14 protein-coding genes are annotated in these 14,847 nt (G+C 36.2%); 13 read left to right on the forward strand and 1 reads right to left on the reverse strand.

From position 1 onward, the window contains the following. Nucleotides 1-12: 12 nt before the first annotated feature. Genes BLS89_RS01275 through BLS89_RS01285 form a run of 3 tightly spaced genes read left to right on the forward strand, consistent with a single transcriptional unit; the run spans nt 13 to nt 4,559 of the window. Nucleotides 13-2,124 (forward strand): prolyl oligopeptidase family serine peptidase, encoded by a 2,112-nt coding sequence (locus BLS89_RS01275; protein WP_092735693.1) that lies wholly within the window; start codon nt 13-15, stop codon nt 2,122-2,124. Nucleotides 2,125-2,175: 51 nt separating this feature from the next. Further along, nucleotides 2,176-3,414, forward strand: coding sequence for a BaiN/RdsA family NAD(P)/FAD-dependent oxidoreductase (locus tag BLS89_RS01280; protein WP_092735694.1), 1,239 nt, complete (start codon nt 2,176-2,178; stop codon nt 3,412-3,414). Between the two features lie 50 nt (nt 3,415-3,464). Then, a complete protein-coding gene (locus BLS89_RS01285; RefSeq protein WP_092735695.1) occupies nt 3,465-4,559 on the forward strand; it encodes an LptF/LptG family permease in 1,095 nt (364 codons plus the stop codon). Here BLS89_RS01285 and BLS89_RS01290 read toward each other — a convergent pair. After that, nucleotides 4,553-5,257, reverse strand: coding sequence for a biotin--[acetyl-CoA-carboxylase] ligase (locus BLS89_RS01290; RefSeq protein ID WP_092735696.1), 705 nt, complete (start codon nt 5,255-5,257; stop codon nt 4,553-4,555). The two genes, BLS89_RS01285 and BLS89_RS01290, sit on opposite strands and share 7 nt — an antisense overlap. Before the next feature lie 78 nt (nt 5,258-5,335). On the opposite strand from BLS89_RS01290, the gene rsfS reads away from it, so the two are divergent. The 10 genes from rsfS (at nt 5,336) to BLS89_RS10885 (ending at nt 14,016) form a co-directional block, all read left to right on the forward strand. Further along, nucleotides 5,336-5,698: a ribosome silencing factor gene (gene rsfS / locus BLS89_RS01295; RefSeq protein ID WP_092735697.1), complete on the forward strand. Its 363-nt coding sequence runs from the start codon at nt 5,336-5,338 to the stop codon at nt 5,696-5,698. 21 nt (nt 5,699-5,719) lie between these two features. Continuing rightward, nucleotides 5,720-7,675 (forward strand): ATP-dependent zinc metalloprotease FtsH, encoded by a 1,956-nt coding sequence (ftsH, locus tag BLS89_RS01300; protein WP_092735698.1) that lies wholly within the window; start codon nt 5,720-5,722, stop codon nt 7,673-7,675. Between the two features lie 114 nt (nt 7,676-7,789). Then, complete coding sequence (locus BLS89_RS01305; protein ID WP_092735699.1) at nt 7,790-8,374, forward strand: LUD domain-containing protein; 585 nt, start codon at nt 7,790-7,792, stop codon at nt 8,372-8,374. 11 nt (nt 8,375-8,385) lie between these two features. Further along, nucleotides 8,386-9,273, forward strand: a complete 888-nt coding sequence (locus tag BLS89_RS01310) for a phosphatidate cytidylyltransferase (RefSeq protein WP_092735700.1) — start codon at nt 8,386-8,388, stop codon at nt 9,271-9,273. A gap of 12 nt (nt 9,274-9,285) precedes the next feature. Next, a complete protein-coding gene (locus BLS89_RS01315) occupies nt 9,286-9,939 on the forward strand; it encodes a phosphatidylserine decarboxylase family protein (protein ID WP_092735701.1) in 654 nt (217 codons plus the stop codon). Nucleotides 9,940-9,955: 16 nt separating this feature from the next. Beyond that, on the forward strand, nt 9,956-11,272 hold the full coding sequence (locus BLS89_RS01320) for a TIGR00341 family protein (protein WP_245688758.1): 1,317 nt from the start codon (nt 9,956-9,958) through the stop codon (nt 11,270-11,272). Between the two features lie 68 nt (nt 11,273-11,340). Continuing rightward, nucleotides 11,341-12,120, forward strand: a complete 780-nt coding sequence (locus tag BLS89_RS10870) for a carboxypeptidase-like regulatory domain-containing protein (RefSeq protein WP_245688760.1) — start codon at nt 11,341-11,343, stop codon at nt 12,118-12,120. Nucleotides 12,121-12,196: 76 nt separating this feature from the next. Continuing rightward, entirely contained in the window at nt 12,197-13,147 is a 951-nt protein-coding gene (locus tag BLS89_RS10875; RefSeq protein WP_245688762.1) for a hypothetical protein, read from the forward strand. Beyond that, nucleotides 13,119-13,586, forward strand: coding sequence for a TonB-dependent receptor (locus tag BLS89_RS10880; RefSeq protein ID WP_245688764.1), 468 nt, complete (start codon nt 13,119-13,121; stop codon nt 13,584-13,586). Before BLS89_RS10875 ends, BLS89_RS10880 begins: the two co-directional genes overlap by 29 nt. Before the next feature lie 58 nt (nt 13,587-13,644). Beyond that, nucleotides 13,645-14,016: a hypothetical protein gene (locus tag BLS89_RS10885; RefSeq protein WP_245688766.1), complete on the forward strand. Its 372-nt coding sequence runs from the start codon at nt 13,645-13,647 to the stop codon at nt 14,014-14,016. Nucleotides 14,017-14,847 lie beyond the last annotated feature (831 nt).

Genomic DNA, 14,847 nt, shown 5'->3' on the forward strand with positions numbered 1-14,847 from the left:
TTTTTAATTGTTATGAAAAATGAAGCTCTATATGTAAGTGCAGCATTATGTCTTGCCGCTGTATCTAATGCTCAGAAAAAAAATGTGATGTACCATTATCCCCAAACCCCAAAAGTAAACCATACCGATATTTATTTCGGTGAAAAGGTAGAAGACCCGTATCATTGGCTGGAAGACGACCAAGCTGTAATGACAAAAGAATGGGTGAAAAAAGAAGTGGCTTTTACAAAAAGCATTCTGGATAAAATTCCTTTTCGGGATAAAATTCGTAAAGAACTGAAAGATATTTGGAATTACGAAAAAATATCTGCACCGTTCAAAGAAGGAGATTATACTTATTTTTACAAAAATAACGGGCTTCAGGCACAGTCTGTTCTTTATCGTAAAGATAAAAACGGTAAAGTAGAAGAATTTTTAGACCCCAATAAATTTTCTAAAGACGGTACTACTTCGTTATCGGGGATTTCTTTTAATAAGAAAGGAAACTTGTTTGCTTATAAAATCTCGGAAGGAGGAAGCGATTGGAACAAAATCATCATCTTAGATGTCGTCACCAAAAAGCAGATAGACGAAACCCTCAAAGATGTTAAATTTAGCGGAATAGCCTGGCTCGGGGACGAAGGATTCTTTTATTCAAGCTATGACAAGCCAAAGGGCAGCGTACTCTCTGCAAAGACAGATACTCATAAAGTTTATTTCCATAAATTAGGAACTAAACAATCTCAGGATAAACTTATACTCGGAGGCGAAAATTTCAAAAGACGCTACTTAAGTGCTTATGTAACGGAAGACCAGCGATATTTAGTAATATCAGCTGCAAATTCTACCAATGGGAACGAGCTGTATATCAAAGATCTGAAAAACAAAACAGAGCTTATTCCCCTGCAAGAAGGCTATGAGTACAACACCGAAGTTGTAGATACCCAAGGAGATGAAATCTATGCAATTACTGATAAAAACGCACCGAATAAAAGACTTGTAAAGTTTAATATTCATAATCCTGAAGTTTGGACGGACATCATTCCCGAAAGAGAAAATGTTTTGAATATTAGTAAGGGAGGAGATTATTTCTTCGCTCAATATATGAAAGATGCACTGTCTTATGTAGAGCAGGTAGAGTACAGTGGTAAGGTCATTCGTACCATTACTCTTCCTGGAAAAGGTACAGCACGCGGTTTTAGAGGAAAAAAAGAAGATAAGGAACTGTATTATCTGTTTACAAATTACATCACTCCGAGTACCACATATAAAATCAATGTAGAAACAGGAGTGTCTTCGGTCTATCAAAAACCCAAAGTTAATTTTAATCCTGATAATTTTGTAACAGAGCAAGTGTTTTATACCTCTTCGGATGGGACTAAAATTCCTATGACCATAAGCTATAAAAAAGGATTAAAGAAAAATGGCAAAAATCCTACATTGCTGTATTCTTATGGTGGGTTCAATATCAGTCTTCAGCCGGCGTTTTCGGTAGTGAATGCCATATGGATGGAAAACGGAGGTGTCTATGCCGTTCCGAATATCAGAGGAGGAGGAGAATACGGAAAAAAATGGCACGATGCAGGAACCAAGATGCAAAAGAAAAATGTATTCAATGATTTCATTGCGGCAGGAGAATGGTTGCAGGAAAACGGGTATACTTCGCGAGATTATATGGCTATCTCCGGTCGTTCCAATGGAGGATTGCTTGTAGGTGCAACGATGACTATACGCCCGGACCTCGCTAAGGTAGCATTCCCGGGAGTCGGTGTTTTAGATATGCTTAGATATAATAAATTTACAGCAGGTGCGGGTTGGTCGTACGACTACGGAATGCCTGAAGACAGTAGAGAAATGTTTGAATACCTAAAATCTTACTCGCCGGTTCACAATGTAAAATCAGGTGTGTGCTACCCTTCCACTATGATTATCACAAGCGATCACGATGATAGGGTAGTACCGGCTCATTCTTTTAAATTTGGTGCTCAGCTTCAAGCGAAACAATCTTGTAACAACCCTGTGATTATAAGAATAGAGCATAATGCGGGACACGGTGCAGGGCGTTCCACAGATCAAATTATAGATGAAAATGCCGACTTGATAAGCTTTGCATTTTATGAAATGGGATTTAGATCTTTGAAATAAAAACGAATAGCCTCCCGATATATTTAAAGTTGTCTGGCATTAAGCTAAAAAATGAAATTAATGAAGAGAAAAATAGCAATAATAGGTGGCGGAGCAGCAGGTTTTTTTGCAGCGGCTAATTTAGACAGCAGTTTGTACGACATTTCTATTTTTGAACAGAATACCGATGTGTTACAAAAAGTGAAAATATCGGGAGGTGGTCGTTGTAATGTTACCCACGCTTGTTTTGACCCTAAAGAATTGGTGAGGTTTTATCCGCGTGGGAACAAGGAGCTTGTAAGCGTCTTTTCCAAGTTTCAGCCGGGGGATACGATGGCGTGGTTTGAGGAGCACGGCGTACCGCTGAAAATAGAAACAGACGGGCGGGTTTTTCCTGAAAGTAATTCTTCGCAATCTATTATTGACGCACTTTACAGTAATGCTTTGAAAAAAGGCATAGCGGTTAATACAAAAGTGTCTGTTAAAGATATTATTCCTAAAGAAGAGGGGTATATCGTAGAGACTTCCAAAGGAGAGTTCTTGGCGGATATTATTATTTATACTACGGGGAGTTCGCCTAAGGGAATGAAGCTATTGGCAAAACTTGGGCATAAGATGGTTAGTCCGGTGCCTTCTCTTTTTACTTTTAATGTTAAAGATGAATTGTTAGACGGGCTTTCGGGAACGAGTTTTCCGGATGTGAAAGTGAAAATACCGAATCTTAAATCAAGTGAAAATGGTGCTTTACTGATTACCCATTGGGGGCTTAGCGGTCCTGCGGTTCTGAAACTGTCTGCCTGGGAGGCGGTTCGTTTGGCAGAAGTGGATTATCAATTTGATGTGGAAATTAATTTCCTCAATATCACTTATCAAGAAGCAGAGTCGTATTTTTTAGACTTTAAAGAGAAACATTCCAAAAAGACGATTGGACAGAGTAAGATATTTCCCACTACCCAAAGGTTTTGGAATAGAGTATTGGAGCTGAATCGTGTCAATAAAGACAAGCAGCTTGCAAATATATCATCTAAGGAAATGGGAATGATTTTGGAAACGCTTTGTAGAAAGTTGTTTAGAGTCAATGGTAAATCTACATTCAAAGAAGAGTTTGTAACGGCAGGTGGTGTAGATTTGAAAGAGATTAATTTCAAAACAATGGCCTCAAAGTGTTTGTCTAATTTTTATATAGCAGGAGAGGTGTTGAATATAGATGCTGTTACAGGAGGGTTTAATTTTCAAGCGTGCTGGAGCGAAGCCTATTTGATTTCGGAGGCATTAAACTCAAAATCATATCATGAAAAAGAAGGAGCTTAAAAACCATTATTTAATAAAAATATTAAATTTGCAGAACTGAAAACGCTTATATGAACATTATAGACCGTTATATTATTAAAAAATTTTTAGGGACTTTGGTTTTTATGCTGATGCTGCTTACTATTATTGTAATAGTGGTAGATGTTCAGGCAAAATCACCAAACATAGAAAAAAGCGGCTATACGGTAGGGTATTTCCTCCTTCATTTTTATCCGTTTTGGATGATTTACCTTGTCATTACTTTTATGTCTATTTTGGTATTTATTTCGGTGATATATTTTACTTCTCGGCTGGCTAATAATACGGAGATTGTAGCGATAATCAGCAGTGGTGCCAGTTTTCATAGATTTTCGAGACCTTATTTTGTTTCTGCATTTGCAATTGCTGTTTTTTCTCTTTTGCTTAATCATTATTTTCTTCCTATGGCAAATGTTAAGAAAAATAAATTATTGATTTATACCAAATCCGAAACCCGTCAACAGGAGGCTAAAAGCAATGTGAAGATATCGGCACAGATGTCCCCTACGGAGTATGTGTTTATCAATTCCTATAACCGTCAAGAGAATAGAGGTTCGGGCTATATGTATCAAAAGTTTGACAAGAACAAAAAACTTATCCAGCGAATCACGGCGATGAATATTCAATGGGATAAGGATAAAAAAGCCTTTTCTCTAAATTCCTATTACGAAAAAAAAGCCGGTAAGAATGATTCGGAAATTCTAACGAACGGTGCACAAATGTATCAAAGTTTTGGGCATCCGCCGGAAGAGCTTTTCCCTGATGAGCTTTTAGGCGAAGATAAAACGACTCCGGAGCTGATAAAATTTATACAACGAGAGAAAGAAAAAGGAAACGGAAACATCAATATTTATCTCAATGAATTGTATTCCAGAACTTCTATGCCCGTTTCTATCATTATTCTTACTATACTCGGGCTGTCGTTGTCCTCAGAGAAAAAGAGGGGAGGTATAGGTGTCAATCTCGCTTTGGGGATAGCATTGGCATTTGTGTTTATTTTTTCTTTTGAAGCATTGAAAATCGTATCTACTACCCGTACGCTCACGCCTTTTGTGGCGATGTGGCTGCCCAATTTTGTATTTGCACCTGTGGCTGTATTTCTTTATTTTAGAAGAGCCAATCAATAGAGCATAGCGATCTCTTTATGATAAAATTTATGGATACCGTTTTCAAATTTTATGTGGATATATCCCTCTGCATCGGCATTTAGGATTATGCCATTTTGTCTCGTGCCTTGGTGCTCAAATACGGCAACTTCATCTTTTTTGAACAAAAAGGAATTAAAACGGTTTATTATAGTATCGGTATCAGGTGGTGTAAGGATTTTGTTTTTGAAAAAAGAGAAAAAAGTTTCGGTAAAATTTTTAAGGTTGAATTTTATTCCGCTTTGGGTAAATATAGAGCCAGCTTTTGGAAAATGGCTGAAATCAGTTTGAAGAACATTGATTCCAACCCCGATAATGAGATATTCCCCTCTTTTTTCCAATAGTATACCGCAGATTTTTTTTTGATTAAGAATAATATCATTGGGCCATTTAATTAGAGGTTGTTTTTGTGTCATATTGGCAATAAATTCACGAATGATTATTGCGGTATAATAATTGATAAGGTGATGGGAAACCATGAAAAGATTATCAGCCATCAAAAAGCTGATAGCAAGGTTTTCATCGGGCGATATTGTCCACTTATTACCATACTGCCCTCTGCCGGCGGTTTGATTTGTGGTATAGAGTGAGATGATGGGGGTGTTTTTTATTTCCGCCGAGAAGTTGAGTATCTCATCGTTTGTAGAAGGGCATTGCTCGATGTGGTGGAGGTGTTCCATTTTTTTGTAAAATTAAAGAATCAAAATAGGCATAAATCAATAAAAAGCAATAAATTTGCAACTAATATAATTTTTTGAATGAGCAAAATTAGTGAAAAACAATTATTAATCGACAAAATCGTTGAGGCGATACAGGATACCAAAGGAGAAGATATCCAAATCCTTAACCTTTCTAAAATTGAAAATTCCGTAGCAGACTATTTCATTGTTTGTAGTGGTAATTCCAATACACAAGTTGCCGCTATTGCCGGAAATGTGGAGAAAAAAGTGAGAAATGAACTCAAAGAGAGACCTTGGCATGTGGAAGGAATAGAAAATGCACTTTGGGTGCTTGTGGACTATGTCTCTGTGGTAGTTCATATTTTTCAAAGGCATATTAGGGAGTATTACGAAATAGAAGAGCTGTGGGGCGATGCGGAGATAACTAAAATAGAAGAATAAACGATAAGATAACTTAGAAAAATGAATAAAAGTAAAGGTTTTAATTGGTTCTATCTTCTGATATTTGGGGCTTTGGGAATGTTATTTTTACCAAAGTTTTTTTCTATGGAAGATACCAGACCACTCGATAGCGATGGTTTTTTTCAAATGATGAAAGAGGGGAAGATAAAGAGCGTTACCCTAATGAAGGATTCCGGAGAAGCAGATGTCTATCTTACGACTTCTGCCAAAACAAAAATAGAGAGAAGTAACAATCCGCTGGCGAATCTCAGCGGTGATACACCAGATTACAAATTTACGTACGGAGATTTACAATATTTTCAAAAGAAATTTGATGATATTAAACAAACTAATCCGGAAGTGAAAACTACAATTAGTTTTGATAACTCGGAGTCCCCTATGCAGGGATTGATTATACAGGCTTTGTTTTGGATAGGTATAATGTTCTTGTTTTACTTTGTTCTATTCAGAAGAATGGGCGGGAGCTCAGGCGGAGGTGGTCAGATTTTCAATATTGGAAAATCTCGAGCAAAACTTTTTGACGAAAAAGAAAAAGTACAAGTAACTTTCAAAGATGTAGCCGGTTTGGAAGGAGCTAAAGAAGAGGTGCAAGAGGTAGTAGACTTCCTTAAAAATTCTGAGAAATACACCAAATTAGGAGGTAAAATTCCAAAAGGAGTACTATTGGTAGGTCCTCCGGGAACCGGTAAAACCTTGTTGGCAAAAGCGGTGGCAGGAGAGGCAAAAGTTCCTTTCTTCTCGTTGTCCGGTTCAGATTTTGTGGAAATGTTTGTAGGCGTAGGGGCGTCCAGAGTAAGAGATTTGTTTGCTCAAGCGAAAGCCAAATCTCCTGCTATTATCTTTATTGATGAGATAGACGCCATAGGCAGGGCAAGGGGCAGAGGCTCTCTCACGGGAGGTAATGATGAGCGAGAAAATACGCTGAACCAGCTATTGACAGAAATGGATGGTTTCGGTACGGATACTAATGTCATTGTAATGGCGGCGACTAACCGTGCGGATATATTGGATAAAGCACTGATGCGTGCCGGTAGGTTTGACCGTTCTATATATGTAGATTTGCCGGAGCTTCACGAGAGGAAAGATATCTTTAAGGTACATTTGGCTAAGATAAAATTGGACTCTTCCGTAGATATAGAATTCTTAGCAAAACAAACTCCCGGTTTTAGTGGGGCAGATATTGCAAATGTTTGTAACGAGGCGGCATTAGTAGCGGCAAGAAATAATCATACGGCAGTGAATAAGCAAGACTTTTTAGATGCTGTGGATAGAATTATCGGTGGTCTCGAAAAGAAAAATAAAGCTATAAAGCCATCTGAAAAAAGGAGAGTGGCATTCCACGAAGCGGGGCATGCAGCTATCAGCTGGCTTACGGAGCACGCCGCACCATTACTCAAAGTAACTATTGTGCCGAGAGGTCGTTCATTAGGAGCCGCTTGGTATCTTCCGGAGGAGCGTCAGCTTACTACTACGGAGCAGATGTTAGATGAAATTTGTGCCACTCTCGGAGGTAGAGCAGCAGAGCAAGTAGTATTCGGAAATATTTCTACAGGAGCACTTTCGGATTTGGAAAAAGTAACGAAACAAGCTCAGGCAATGGTTACTATTTATGGGCTGAATGAAAGGATAGGTAATATTTCTTATTATGACAGTTCCGGACAGCAGGAATATAGTTTTAGTAAACCTTATTCCGAAAAAACAGCCAAGCTCATAGACGAGGAAATATCCAAACTTGTAGAAAATCAATATCAAAGAGCTTTAAATATTCTTAAAGAAAATAGAGAGAAGTTAGATGCATTAGCCAATAAATTATTGGAGAAAGAAGTGATTTTCCGTGAGGATTTAGAAGCTATATTCGGAAAAAGAGCTTGGGATCCCGAGCTTACAGAAACCCCATTGGAAGATGCAGAGAAGGAGGAAAAGGCAGAAATAGATCCTCAAGATACCAGCAAGTAGGGCAAGAATATTTTACAGAATACAACAATAATCCCAATTTTTTGGGATTATTTTTTTTATTTTTCTCATATTTTTTTTTACTTTTGTTGAATTAAATATCGTAAAGCAACAGAATTGGCTTTTTGGGATAAAATAAAAGGACTTATTACTCCGAAAAAAGAGGAAGATGATAAACCTGATTTAATAAAATTGGGTGATGAGTTGTCATCTGCAGATTTGGATTTCAAATTTGCCAAATTATTCACGCATTCCGGTGGGATATTTAATTATTGTGGTGATGAAACGGAAGCTTTGCAGACTCTGCATAAAATTATTAAAGCGGAGGATATCAAATCTTTTTTTTGTTGGGACAACGAGTTGAAAAGTTTTTTAGATGTTGTGAATGCATCGTATACAGATGTATTAACTCAAAAAAACGATGCTGCTTTTATTACTTGCGAATGTCTTATTGCTTATGATGGCAAAATTATGCTTTCCAGTAATAATATACTGAACTATAATTCAGCCCACTTACCTCAAAAAATCATTGTAATAGCCAATGTTTCTCAGATTGTCAGTAATCTTAATGAAGCTATGGCGATTGTGAAGCGTAGAAGAGGACCGCTTAAAAATCTTACATCTATCAGTGGGAGCCAATCTAAATTAGATGACCCAAATGCTGTGGATAATAAACTTTTCTTACTTTTGCTCGAAGATTAAAAATATTTGTTTTGGATAAGAATTTAATTCAACGCCTTATATTCGGGCTGCTATATGTTTTAGTAATTACATTTTGTACGACGCCCGATGGTGCCGTTTTTCTTAATGGTATTTTGGGTAAAAATATTATAGCACAGGAATATTTGTATATAGGTCTAATTTCGTTTTTTATGTTAATAGGAGTGTGGGAGAGCGTTAGACTGACGAAGTTGGGAAATAATTTTTGGAAATGGCTTGCGTTTCCTACAGCTGTTTTTGTTTTTTATCGATATGCTATTCGTTACTTTAACGGCGGGTTTTATATGTCTCCTACGATTTCGGATTATATGGCAGTGTTTTTAGTGATCATTGCGGTAGTTACCTTATTTCGATATCCAAATGAGCTATATGAAGAGAATGGGAAATTTATTTTTACGGTAATTTATGTATCGGTGCCGTTTGGTATTTCTCTATCGTTGCCTACTTTTATTTCCGGCGTGCCGCAGAGCTTTTCTCCGAATATGTTTTATTTATTTCTTTTGATATGGAGTAGCGATAGCTTTGCTTATGTTTTTGGAAGACTTTTTGGTAAACACAAAATGGCATCAAAGATTAGTCCTAAAAAAACATGGGAGGGATTTGCCGGAGGTTTTGTTTGTACGATTATATTAGGATTTGTAGTAGGTAGATATATTCATGGTCTTACAGAAGGTTGGAATTGGACGGTAATAGGAGGCATCGTGGCAATATTTGCCCCATTGGGTGATTTGGTAGAGAGCCAGCTAAAAAGAAATTTTGGCGTTAAAGACAGTAGTAATATCATACCTGGACATGGTGGGATTTTAGATAGATTAGACAGTTTTATTATTTGTGTACCTGCCGTATATTTGTACCTTGCTTTAGAGAGATTTTTTTTATAATAAATTAGTGATATGAAGTTGCATAAGGAATCAAAAGGAACACTTACAATTGTATTGATATTTACAGTAGTAGCTGGTTTTTTCTCTATTCATTATCTTAAAATCTGGTCATTGTCTGTTATCATTCCGCTTTTGGTGGTTTTAGGTTTAGTGCTATGGTTTTTCCGTGTTCCTAATAGACAAATTGGAGATTATCTTCACGATATTATAGCCCCTGTAGATGGTAAAGTGGTAATGATAAAAGAAATAGAAGAGCAGGAAGTTTTGAAGGAAAGATGTATTCAAATTTCTATTTTTATGTCTCCGCTAAATGTGCATATGTGCAGATATCCTGTTACCGGAAAGGTAGTGTATAAAAAATATCATCCGGGTAAATATTTAGTGGCCTGGCACGAAAAGTCTTCTACGGAAAACGAAAGAACTACGGTGGCTGTAGATACTGCTAATAATGCAAGAGTAGTATTCCGCCAGATAGCGGGATATGTGGCAAGGCGTATTGTTTTTTATTGTAATGAAGGGGATGAGGCAAAGGCGGGGTACGAATTCGGGTTTATAAAGTTCGGATCTCGTATGGATGTCTTCCTGCCTATGGACACAGAGATACTTTGCAAGATAGGGGACAAGACCAAAGGCGGTATAGATGTCATTGCCAAACTTAAAGATTAAAAAATATAACGATGGTATGATAATAGACAAACTTTATTATAAACTGAGAGAAGTATTTAGTTTATTCTCACAGAAAGAAAATTTTGACAATATCAAAGAAAATATTTCCGCCAGTATTCCTTTTAGAGGAACTAATTTATGGATTTTGATCTTTGCCATATTTATAGCGAGTCTGGGGCTGAATATGAACTCTACGGCAGTGATTATTGGGGCGATGCTTATTTCACCGCTTATGGGACCTATTATGGGAATTGGTTTTTCGGTAGGGATTAATGATCCCTGGCTGCTTAGGAAAGCTATAAAAAACTACGCTTTTGCTACCCTTATAGGTTTGATAACCTCTATGATATACTTTTTAATATCACCGATTAGCAATTCGTCTTCTGAAATTTTGGCACGGACTTCCCCCAACATCTATGATGTATTGATCGCCTTTTTCGGAGGATTGGCAGGAATTGTGGCTACTAGTTCCAAACTCAAAGGGAATGTAATCCCCGGTGTGGCTATTGCTACTGCTTTGATGCCGCCTCTTTGTACTGCCGGATTTGGATTGGCTACGGGGCAGTTTAATTTCTTCTTTGGAGCGTTGTATCTCTATTTTATCAATACGGTTTATATAGCCTTATCTACTTTTATTATCTTAAAAGTCTTAGATTTTCCAAAATACCATTTTGAGGATTTGAAAATGGAAAAACGCTCACAGAAGATTATGTGGATATTGGTGTTTTTTACTTTAGTGCCGAGTATTTATTTTGGATATACTATGGTTCGTAAAAATAAATTTGAACAAGAAGCATTGCACTTTATCAATACAGAAGCCATATTCCCAAATAATTTTCTTTTGAATAAAAAAGTAGATTATGAAAATAGGGAGATAGAACTTACCTATGGTGGGCAAAAACTAGATTCTACAAGTATTAAAACTCTAAATCAAAGGCTGAACGGCTATGGTTTAGGTAAAGTTAAGTTGTCAATAAAACAAGGTTTTAATTTTATACCTGCTACCACGACTGAGGAAATGTCCGCTACGGCATCTGCAGACCAGCAATTAAGGAAAATGCTACTAATGAAGAGTGATAGCGTGAAATTTCATAGAGATGAAACTTATCAAATATTCAAGGAATTGAAAGTTCAGAATAGCGATATTGACAATTTTGGTTTCAATGAAATGCAGCAGGTAAATGATAGTAGTTCTAACAAAATAAATGTAGTGATTATAGGTACTAAAATTCTTCTGGAAGAAGAAAAACAAAAAGCCATCACAGACTGGTTGAGGGTACGAATAAAAGATAATAATGCTAAAGTGATTTTTAATGCCAAAAAGCAGAAATAAACAGATTATTACAGTTTGTTAGATATTTTATTGTTATATTTGAGCAATAATAATAAATATCTAAGTTTATGAGAAAATGGTTGTTTCTTTTCGCGTTGATATCCATGCTCAGCAATGTCTTCGCTCAAAATGTAATCATAGGCAAAATCACAGAGAAAGACGGAAAAGCGCTTTCCGGAGCTACCGTGATGGTAGAAGATGCCAATACTTCTGGAATAAAAGGATACGCAATAAGTGATGGAAAGGGAATTTATAAACTCTCTTTTTCTTCAGATGCTTCTAAACTTAGTGTGAGAGTAAAAGCATTTAATCACAAAGAAAAAGTGCAAACGGTGGATAACAAATCCCAAACATTAAATTTTTCTTTGGAGTTAAATTTTACAGAGATAAAAGAAATTGTCCTTAAAAACAAACTGATTACCAAAAAAGGGGATACCATTACCTATGATTTGAAATCTTTTTCTAGTAAAAGCAACCGTACATTAGCTGATGTCCTCAAAAAAATGCCCGGTATGGAGGTGCAGAGTGATGGAACTGTAATCTACCAAGGGAAGCCAATTAACAAGTTTAATGTCAATGGAAAAGACTTGATGGAAGGCGCCTATGGCACTGTAAACAACGCGCTGCCGAAAGATGCCGTGAAAGATGTGCAAGTCATGGAAAACCATCAGCCGATAAAATTACTGAAAGATAAAGTGCCTTCTGAACAAGCCGCTCTCAACATTAGACTGAAACGGAAAATAACGATGACAGGGCGTGGAGAGGTATCGGCAGGATTTTCGCCGTTTCTGTGGAATGTGAAACTTACTCCGATGTTTTTTTGGACAAAAGAACCAATGGGTAGTTAATTATAAAACTAATAATACAGGTGAAAGCGTAGAGAGGGAAGGAAATATTTTATCATTTGGAAACCGCTGGGAAGGTGTGAGGCGGAATATATCGCAAGAAAAATGGATTTCGGTGGAGAAAGCTCAAGTGCCGAGTATTCCGGAGAATAGATATTTGATGAACAATGTCCACTATTTATCCGCCAATTTTCTTACAAGCCCATTCAAGGACAAAGATTGGGAAGCGAAAGTCAACGCAAGCTATAGCAATAATGCTATAGAAAGAGAGGATTATCGTGAATTGGTTTATGGGGATGATCGGTTTAGTTCAAGAATTAAAAATCATTTTTACAATAATAGAGCCAGGGGAGAGGTGGTTTTTACCAAAAATGCAGATAAAGGTTTTTTTAAGAATGTAACCACTTGGAACAGCTTTTGGGACGATAGCAGGGCATTTGCCCAGAAGTACGAAGCACAGAGGGACAGAGAGTCTCATCAATCCAATCACTTGCCTACAAGCTCTTTCGAAAACTCATTGAGTGCCATTATTCCCATTAAAGAAAAATTACTGAATGTTCGTTCTTATATCAATGTGAAAAACGACCGCCAAAGCCTTATTGCCTTTCCTGCAAATTATTCCATTCAAAGGCTGTCTCAGGCAGGAAACTACGAAGATCTAAAACAAGATTTGTCTATTAAAAATGTTGATTTTGAGAACCACGCTTCTATGTCTTTTAGCTTGGGCAGGTGGACTTTTTCGCCGGGAGTAGGGCTGAATATCAACCGCCATCATTTACAATCTCAGCTTTACGGTATAAATGGAAACTTTGTAGCACCTCTGGATGTTGATTATCAAAATAATATGGAATGGAATGACGCCAATACGACCACCCAGGTAGAGGTGAATTATAAAAATAATGCATTCTCATTCTATGCCACATTACCCGTTAATTTTTATACCATTCATTATAAAAAGTTGCTAAGAAGCGGCAAAAACAGAACAATCAATAAAACTGTTTTTGAGCCTGATTTTTTTTGTAAACTATGATTTTGCTTCGTTTTGGAAAGTGAGAGCGTTCGGAGGAATGAATTATGGTTTTGGCGGTTTTGGCTCAATCTACGAGGGCGTGGTGATGACTACTCCGAATTACTTCGCAAACCGAATGCCGCAGAGTGACATTATGCCCGAAACCCTTTCCAAAAATATAGGCGTAGGGATAGAGTATAGAAATCCGCTGAACAATCTCTTTATGAATGCTAGATACAGATTTGGATTTTCCAAAAAGAACCTTATCACTGCCGTTACGCGGAACGGTTCTTTGTTTAGTTCTAATGTGATTGCCTATGACAATACCGCAAAATCCCAGTCCAGCAGCGTAGAGGTAGGTAAATACTTTCCAAAATTCCGAAGCAATATTTCTGTTAATTTCGGTAATTCTGATTCAGAAAGCATTTCAATGCTAAATAATACACTTATCTTTAATTAGAAATAATGCAAAGAGTTTAGGCTTTAAGTTTGATAACAACTATTTTTCTTGGATGAGTATGGATTACAATATTTCTACAGGCTGGAACAAAAATAAAAATACGGAGAACAATCAAGTCTTTCGCTACTCGGATTGGAAACAAAAGCTGAATGTTTATTTTTATCCATTTGAAAATCATACGCTTCATTTTCGTATAGACGACAGCCGTACCAAAACATACGACAGCAGTTTCCGAAATACCTTTTATGATTTTTCTTACCAATACACTTGGTCTGCCAGAAAAATGGATTTCGGGATAGAATGCTTGAATATTGCTAACAAAAAATCTTACGAAACTGTAAGCGTGAGCAGCAGTGACAACCATATAGAGCGTACCATCATCGGTATACGACCAAGACAAGTGATGTTTTCTGTGAAGTTTAATTTTTAGAAATTTCCGATAATTATATCTATAATACTTATTCATATATATATTAAAATAATCTTTTTTTTTAAGTATCATATTTTTTAAAACAATGATTATCTATTGTGTATTCAGATTAGAACCGTGTATTATGTTGTGAAAATAGGTACTGTTTAAATTAAGAGTTTTATAATGGGTAATTTACTTTTATTTTTCAAGTATTTGTAGTTTTTTTTGAATAGTCTTCTGTTATTATCAAATTATGAAAAAATATGTCTTATAATCAATTTTAAAATAAGTTCAAAATCTGTTTTCTTTTTCTGAGTCCTTATTAAAAATTAAGATGATTTAAATGTTTTAAAGAAAAACTTTGTAAATTATAATTAAATCAATGAGAAATATATTGTTCATTTTAAAAAAATCAAGTCAAAATATAGAGATTTTACTCCGATATTGAGGCTGAAAAAATAAGAGAGAATACTGAAGTTTTTCCCTCGATTATGGGTAAAATATTTTATAAAATAAGATAGATTCCTTCAACCAACCAATGTGACGCATTGATAAAAGAGGTCTTTTCGGAGTTCTAAAATTTAAGTTTTTTTTCTTGGTCTTCAGTTATTTTATATTAAACTTCTTTGATATATTCATTATCAATAATGCTAAATTCTGATGATTCAGGAATGTATTGTCTGATTCATTTATTGCTGTATTCATTCAATTCTCTTTTTTATAAACTATATGGATGTGCAAAATAAAATTCAAACTGCAATTTTTTTGTATTCTTTTGATGCTGGGTAAATTTAACACCATTATCTCTGGTAATGGAGTTTAATGCAGTAGCATATCTATCATGGTTTG

It is taken from the genome of Riemerella columbipharyngis, assembly GCF_900101995.1.
GTDB classification, from domain to species: domain Bacteria; phylum Bacteroidota; class Bacteroidia; order Flavobacteriales; family Weeksellaceae; genus Riemerella; species Riemerella columbipharyngis.